Source organism: Brachyspira catarrhinii, assembly GCF_005518285.1.
Taxonomy (GTDB): domain Bacteria; phylum Spirochaetota; class Brachyspiria; order Brachyspirales; family Brachyspiraceae; genus Brachyspira; species Brachyspira catarrhinii.
In genome coordinates, this window is sequence record NZ_SJDU01000101.1 from 1 (window position 1) to 6,846 (window position 6,846).

8 protein-coding genes are annotated in these 6,846 nt (G+C 31.0%); 4 read left to right on the forward strand and 4 right to left on the reverse strand.

Going from position 1 to position 6,846, the window contains the following annotated elements:
• From EZH24_RS05250 to EZH24_RS05260, 3 genes are all read left to right on the forward strand, one after another.
• On the forward strand, positions 1-544 hold a 544-nt coding region (locus EZH24_RS05250), incomplete at its 5' end, for a transporter associated domain-containing protein (RefSeq protein WP_137998090.1).
• Positions 545-1,016: 472 nt separating this feature from the next.
• Positions 1,017-1,466, forward strand: a complete 450-nt coding sequence (locus EZH24_RS14905; protein ID WP_201798568.1) for a hypothetical protein — start codon at positions 1,017-1,019, stop codon at positions 1,464-1,466.
• A complete protein-coding gene (locus tag EZH24_RS05260) occupies positions 1,421-1,603 on the forward strand; it encodes a hypothetical protein (RefSeq protein WP_137998092.1) in 183 nt (60 codons plus the stop codon). The genes EZH24_RS14905 and EZH24_RS05260 overlap by 46 nt, the downstream gene beginning before the upstream one ends.
• A gap of 171 nt (positions 1,604-1,774) precedes the next feature.
• Here EZH24_RS05260 and EZH24_RS05265 read toward each other — a convergent pair whose 3' ends face one another.
• From EZH24_RS05265 to hisG, 3 genes are all read right to left on the reverse strand, one after another.
• A complete protein-coding gene (locus EZH24_RS05265) occupies positions 1,775-2,806 on the reverse strand; it encodes a deoxyguanosinetriphosphate triphosphohydrolase (RefSeq protein ID WP_137998094.1) in 1,032 nt (343 codons plus the stop codon).
• 85 nt (positions 2,807-2,891) lie between these two features.
• Entirely contained in the window at positions 2,892-4,172 is a 1,281-nt protein-coding gene (gene hisD / locus EZH24_RS05270) for a histidinol dehydrogenase (RefSeq protein WP_137998096.1), read from the reverse strand.
• Entirely contained in the window at positions 4,169-4,789 is a 621-nt protein-coding gene (gene hisG / locus EZH24_RS05275; RefSeq protein WP_137998097.1) for an ATP phosphoribosyltransferase, read from the reverse strand. The genes hisD and hisG overlap by 4 nt, the downstream gene beginning before the upstream one ends.
• Before the next feature lie 162 nt (positions 4,790-4,951).
• On the opposite strand from hisG, the gene EZH24_RS05280 reads away from it, so the two are divergent.
• Complete coding sequence (locus tag EZH24_RS05280; RefSeq protein ID WP_137998098.1) at positions 4,952-5,878, forward strand: DUF4268 domain-containing protein; 927 nt, start codon at positions 4,952-4,954, stop codon at positions 5,876-5,878.
• A gap of 6 nt (positions 5,879-5,884) precedes the next feature.
• Here the strand turns inward: EZH24_RS05280 and EZH24_RS05285 are convergent.
• On the reverse strand, positions 5,885-6,846 hold a 962-nt coding region (locus EZH24_RS05285; protein ID WP_137998099.1), incomplete at its 5' end, for an ATP phosphoribosyltransferase regulatory subunit.

The window sequence follows — 6,846 nt, forward strand, 5'->3', positions numbered from 1 at the left end:
TCCTTCTTCTACCATAGATAAAAATTTAGACAATATTATAGGAATAGTCAGAATAACGGATATATTCGATAAATTGAATAGTCAAAAATTAAAGATAGAAAAATACGCTAAAAAGGTTAATTACTTTCATAATAATATGGATGTTTATTTGGTGCTGGAAGAAATGAAAAAGAATAATATAAAAATAGGATTTATATCGGACGAATTCGGCAATATAGACGGAATGATAACTCAAAGCGATATATTTAACGCTTTAGTCGGAGCGGTTTGCGAGAGCAAAGAAAATGAAAATATAAGAGAAAGAAAAAATGGAGGCTGGTTTGTGGACGGACAATGCCCCATTTACGATTTCTTGGAATATTTCAATATAGAGGATGAAACCGTTTCAAATAATTATAATACGATAAGCGGACTCATACTTGAAATATTGCAGCATGTTCCTTTGGAAGGGGAATCTATAAAATGGAAAAATTTAAATATTGAAATAGTCGATATGGACGGAGCGAGAATAGATAAAATTATCGTGAAGAAAATATTAAGTTAAATCTAAATAATTTTTTGCTTTAAAGTGTTGACATATTTTTTAAAATGTTATAATTCATAAATAAATTAAAAAATATTTAAATTAATTGTGTTGACAAATTTTTTAAATATTGTATAATTTGAATATAAATAAATAATGCTAAAGCGACCGAAAGAAAAAATTTCGGATTAAGGATGTTTAACTTGATTACTCAGAACAGAACAGAACAGAACAGAACAGAACAGAACAGAACAGAACAGAACAGAACGCTATTATTATCTTCTAACCAATAATTTAAATTCTTATATATTACAGTTTTTTAAGACATTTAATTTTTTAAGCGTCAAAATTCGTTTTTGCGGGCTTTTAGCCTTATTGCAAAAATTTTTCTCAAATATAATTAAACGATTATTTGAATTATCTTTATTCAATCAAAATTTTAATTTCGCAAAAAACATTTTTAAATGTTTTTAATAAAAATCAAGGAGTTAGTATGAGACTACTAAAAAAAATCACAATCTTATTATGCTTTTTATCTTTAGTCGCTTTCGTAAGTTGTAGCGCCGAAGATAAAACGGAAATCACGGGTGAAACGGGCGGAAGTGGAAGCGGAGGAAGTGGCTCTGAAGCTGGCGGAGGTTCTGGAAGTGGAGAAAGTGGCAGTGGTGAAAGCGGCTCTGGAAGTGGCGGCGGAACAGGAGAAAGTGGAGAAACAGGCGAAACTGAAACTACCGAAGAAGGAAATTTTCCTCCTCCTGAAGGAACATATAGAGACCCACAACTTTCTGGATATGCCAATTCCGATACTACAATTACTATAGCGGGCGGAAAGACTACGATAGAAGGAAAGGCTAAATGGAGCGGAGGAGCGCAAGGATTTAAGTTTGAAGTTTCAAAATGGAAGAAAACAACCAAAGGCGGAAAACTACTTTTGAAGCCGTAGCGGGAAATATAACGGATGCGGGCGCTTTTGATAATACAGATGCCGTTATTATTTATTATTCCGACACTCAAACTTTAAAGATAACTTTTAAAAATGGGACAGATGAATGCTTATTTAACGGAACTGAACAGCCTTAAATAATTATAATATAATTTTTCACGCTTGAACGGGCGAGGTTAAGACTTCGTCCGTTTTTATTTTGTTTAGTCATTGCGAGCCGAAGTCGAAGCAATCTATTTTTTGTGGATTACTTCACTTCGTTCGTAATGACGATAATTATTTATAAATTCAATTTTTCAAAACATTAATCAAAGATAATTAAATTTTCCGTAAGTTATTTTTTTATGCAAGGCTATCGCTTCCGAATCGGTTAAATGAGCGACATAATCTTTTACCAATTCCTCGTCATTTTTATAAGGAATATTCGCTTTCTTAAATAATTTGTCTTCTTCTATAATTTCTTTATGCTTTAGTAAATATTCAAAAATTGTCGACACTATTCTATAAACTCTTTCCGAGTCTTCGAGTATCGCTTTGCTTTCGTAAACTTTCTTAAACATAAAAGCTCTTAAATTATTTATCGCTTTCAATACTTTATCGTCAATATCGATTTCCATTTTTTCCATACTCGCTTCGATTACTCCCATAACCATAGCGTCAACTCTATCTCCATAACTATGCCCCAAAACTTTAGTTATATCTTTTGGAATATCGGAAGTTTTTAAAAGTCCGTATCTTATCGCATCGTCTATATCATGATTCGAGTAGGCTATCGTGTCGGATATTCTAACCAATATTCCTTCGTTTGTCGCTGGTCCAGAGGAATCGGCGATTAATTTTCCGCTCTTTCCTTTAGTATGTTTTACTATTCCGTCTCTAACTTCAAAAGTAAGATTGAGTCCTTTTCCCCTTTCCAAATGCTCGACTACTCTTAAAGAATGCGTAGAATGATGAAAACCTTTATAATATTTCGCTATCGCTTTCTCTCCCGCATGTCCGAATGGCGAATGTCCCAAATCATGCCCGAGCGCTATCGCTTCCGTTAAATCTTCGTTTAATCTTAAAGCCCTCGCTATACTTCGAGCGATTTGCATAACCTCCAAAGTATGAGTAAGTCTCGTTCTAAAATCTCCAACCGAAAGCATTATAACTTGCGCTTTATCTTTAAGCCTTCTAAAATATTCGCTGTGAATTATTCTGTCTCTGTCTTGCATATAGAGAGTTCTTATATCGTCTTTTTCTCTTTTGAATTCCGCTCCTTTGCTTTCCGCCGAAAAAGAAGCCGCTGGCGACAAAAAACTTTTTTCTCTATCCTCTATATCGAGCCTTATTGTTCGCAAAATTAATTCCTAAATAAATTATTTTAAGAAGCATTATAATATAATATCGATATTTGTCAAAATCATAGACTTGAATAAAACAACATTATTTTTCAAATCTTACTCTAACCGAATTTGCATGCGCTTCCAATTTTTCATTTTCCGCAAAATTGATTATATTGTCTTTAACTTTATGCAAAGCCTCTTTGGTATAAAAAGTGTAATAAGATTTTTTAACGAAATCGTCCACAGAAAGAGGAGAGGAAAATTTAGCCGTTCCGCTCGTTGGCAAAACATGATTTGTCCCCGATAAATAATCGCCCAAAGCTTCGGGAGTGTTCGCTCCCAAAAATATAGAGCCAGCGTTTTTTATTTTTGACAAAATTGAAAAAGGCTCTTTTATATTTATTTCCAAATGTTCGGGCGCTAATTCGTTGCTTATAAATATCGCATCGTCCAAACTTTTTGTTATGATTATTTTTCCGTTATTTTCTATAGATTCTTCGGCAATTTCTTTTCTGCTTAAATTTTTTAATTGTTTATATAATTCTTCTTTCGCTTTAACCGCAATATTTTCACTTGTAGTAATCAATACGCTTGAAGCCAATTTGTCATGTTCCGCTTGAGCGAGCATATCCGCCGCTATATGAATCGGATTTGCATTTTCATCGGCTAAGATTAGAATTTCGCTCGGTCCCGCAAACATATCGATTGCAATCTCTCCGTAAACGAGTCTTTTCGCAGTAGCCACAAATATATTTCCCGGTCCGACTATCTTATAAACTTTTGGGACGCTTTCAGTTCCATAACTTAAAGCCGCTATCGCTTGCGCTCCGCCAATTTTAAAAACTTTATCGACTCCCGATATTTTAGCCGCAGCCAAAATAATATCGTTTATTTTTCCGCTTTTATTCGGAGGAGAAACGAGAATAATTTCGGGGACTTTCGCGACTTTCGCGGGAATCACATTCATTAAAACCGTTGAAGGATAAAGCGCGGTTCCGCCAGGAATATAAACTCCGACTTTTTCTATAGGATTTATTATATCTCCCATAACGATTCCGTTTTCTTCGTTCGTTATGAAACCGTTTCTTATTTGCATTCTGTGAAATTTTTCAATATTCTTATAAGCCAAATTTAAAGTTTTTTTAAATTTATTATCTATTCGATTGTAAGCCGAATCGATTTCTTTTTTTGAAACCTCCAAAGTTTTTGTGTCGGCGTTATCGAATTCTTTATTATATTTTATCAAAGCCTTATCCCCGTTTTTTTTCACATCCTCGAGTATCGCCTTAACTTTTTTATTTATATTATCGTAGCTAAACTGACTTCTTGAAAGAATCGGTTTTAAAGAATTTCCATGTTTATAATTTATAATTTTAATCATAATACTTCCTCTATATTTTTGACTATTTCGGATATTAAATCATTTTTGAATTTGAAACTTACTTTATTTACTATCAATCTCGAGCTTATATAATCGACAATATCTTTAATCACAATCAAATTATTTTCTTTGAGCGTGCTTCCCGTTTCGACAATATCTATAATTACATCGGACAAATTAAGTATCGGCGCTAATTCAATCGAACCGTTTAATTTTATTATTTCGACATCTCTATTTATCGAATCAAAATATTTTTTCGACACATTGACATATTTTGTGGCTACTCTCAATCTTCTTTCAATATCTTCCTTATAATCTTTCACGGAAGCCATACATAATTTGCATTTTCCAAATTTCAAATCCAAAAGTTCGTAAATGTCATGCGAATTTTCAAGCAAAATATCTTTTCCGACAATTCCAATATCGGCGACTCCTTTTTCGACATAAATTCCAACATCGGAAGGTTTGACAATCAAATACCGAACGCCTTTATCTTCAAAAACTAATTTTCGATTGTCTTCGAGCAATTCTTCGTTTTCATAGCCTATCTTTTTGAATAAATCGTAGACTTTTTTTAATAATCTGCCTTTCGGCAACGCTATATTAATTTTATTCATTTTTTAATTTTCTTTTTTATTTATTAATCAAATTATTATATAATAAAATCAAATTTTTTGTAGTAAAAATAGGATAATTATTGAATTGAAATTATAAAATATAAATGTTATATTTATGATAATGAAATTAATTTTTTACAATGAAATAAGGATAAATTTATTATGAATAATATTGAATTTGGAAAACTTGAAGAAATTAAAGATTTGAGAAAATATTGGAAAGATGAAGCTTCCGATTTTACCCCTTGGCTTGCCAAAGAAGAAAATATATCGTTATTATCTGAAGCCATAGGCATAGAAGAAATTTCAGATATAGAAATTGAATCTCCTGTAGGAAGTTTTAAAGTAGATATATACGCTTCAGAAACGGAAACAGATAGAAAAATTATTATTGAAAATCAATTGGAAGCCACTAATCATGAGCATCTTGGAAAATTAATAACCTATGCATCTGGAAAGTCGGCCAATATTATTATTTGGATAGTAAAAGAAGCGAGAGAAGAACATAGAGCCGCAATTGAATGGCTTAATAATCATACTGATGACGAAATCGGGTTCTTTTTATGCGAAATAAAAATATACAAAATAGGAAATTCTAATTTAGCCGTTAAATTTGAAGTTATTCAAAGACCGAACGAATGGGCAAAAGAAGTAAAAAATAAAGATTTAACTCAAACTCAACAATTGAGATACGAATATTGGACTGCATATAATGATTATTTTTCTAAAAACAAGAAATATGTTGACGAATTTAATAAAAGAAAACCATCAAAATTTGCTTGGACAGATTTAAGCATTGGATATTCCTATTGTAATATGAGAATTTGGAGGACAAAGGATACTATTCAAGTTCAATTATATATACCTGATAATAAAGAACTCTTTGATAAACTTTATAATAAAAAAGATGATATAGAAAAAGAAATTGAAATTAAATTCCATTGGCAAAACCATGATGATAAAAAATCAAGCCATATCACAATTGAAAGGAATGCCGAATTTGACGATAGAGAAAAATGGGAAGAGCAATTCGATTGGATAATGGAAACTGCAATAAAAATGAAGAAAACATTTACAAAATATATTTAACAAAGATTAAGATTTAATCAAATTATCTTTATCAAAAATATACTTCTCTTTATAATTTTCGATGGAATTATCGCCATAAATATCGACTCTCACTTTTTTATTTTGACTCATAAATTTTCTAACTTCGTTTAATAAAATTTCTTCGTTTCCGCTTTTATATAAAATCAAAATATCTATATAATCGCTCGATGCATTTTTTTCGTATAATTTGTCCATATAAATTGCAAAACCTATGGCATTTTTATCCGAATTAAATTTATTAAGAAGTTTATCGTATCGTCCGCCAGAAAGAATTATATCGTTGTTTCCTTTAATGTAGCCTTTGAAAATAATTCCGTTATAATATCCTAATTGGCTTTCGATAGAAAAATCGAGCAAAATTTTATCGAAGTTATCATACATTTCAAAAACCGCCGACAAACTTTTTAATTCATCGTAGGATTTTTGCAAAGTGTCATTTATTATAAGACTTTTTAATTTTTCTAAAATATATTTATAATTTCCCGCAAATTCGATAAAAGACAAAATATATTTTTTATATTCGCTCTTAATATTTTTATCCAATAATTTTTCCAAATCATGTTTATTTTTGCCATATATATTTTTAAGAATTTCGATTTTTAAATTTTCGTTTATTCCGACTTCGTCAAAAATGGCGGAAATAAAATCTATATTCGATATTTCCAAAATATAATCTTCATTTATAGATTTCAAACTCTCTATTGCCATGCTTATGATTTCCAAATTGGAATATTTATTTAATTTGCCTATAATCTCCACTCCGACTTGCGGAATTTCTTCGTATTCGTTTGAAACTATTTTATAAATATCTTCTATATAATAGATTTTTTGAGTTTCTTTATCGTTGTCTTTAAGAATTTTTTTTACGATTGACAAAGTGACATCGGGGCGAAGCGATTTCAAATTCCCGTTCAAATGAAGCGATTTCAAATTCCCGTTCAAATTCA

Bases quoted from the DNA above. Each gene is read 5' to 3' on its own strand.
- hisG (WP_137998097.1), bottom strand. From the start codon at position 4,789: ATGAATAAAATTAATATAGCGTTGCCGAAAGGCAGATTATTAAAAAAA.
- EZH24_RS05280 (WP_137998098.1), top strand. From the start codon at position 4,952: ATGAATAATATTGAATTTGGAAAACTTGAAGAAATTAAAGATTTGAGA.
- hisD (WP_137998096.1), bottom strand. From the start codon at position 4,172: ATGATTAAAATTATAAATTATAAACATGGAAATTCTTTAAAACCGATT.
- EZH24_RS14905 (WP_201798568.1), top strand. From the start codon at position 1,017: ATGAGACTACTAAAAAAAATCACAATCTTATTATGCTTTTTATCTTTA.
- EZH24_RS05260 (WP_137998092.1), top strand. From the start codon at position 1,421: ATGGAAGAAAACAACCAAAGGCGGAAAACTACTTTTGAAGCCGTAGCG.